The sequence below is a fragment of the Columbia Basin potato purple top phytoplasma genome, from assembly GCF_028595955.1.
Lineage (GTDB): Bacteria > Bacillota_I > Bacilli_A > Acholeplasmatales > Acholeplasmataceae > Phytoplasma.
Map to the genome: position 1 here is coordinate 1 of NZ_JANHJP010000065.1, position 251 is coordinate 251.

The 251-nt window shown below is 31.1% G+C and carries 1 pseudogene; it reads right to left on the bottom strand.

Annotated elements, in window-relative coordinates:
- Positions 1-231: pseudogene (locus M8044_RS02565) on the bottom strand (hypothetical protein); the annotation flags it as partial.
- Positions 232-251: the final 20 nt, after the last annotated feature.

Here is a 251-nt window from a genome sequence, read left to right on the forward strand (position 1 = left end):
ATCTATATCAAAACCAGAACTTATAATATAATCCTTATCACTTCCCCCATGATCTTTATAAGGGTTCATTTTTCCTGTATAATACCAATTATCAAAAGGCTCTCTAATAAAAGGTGCTAAATCTTTGGGAACTTTATCAGGATATTGACAATTATCTAAACCGTTGAGACCGAAGAAAGTATATTTTTTTTCAATGATGGGTTCTTCTATTTCTCCCACATGATGTAACATCAATTTACCTTGAGAATTAG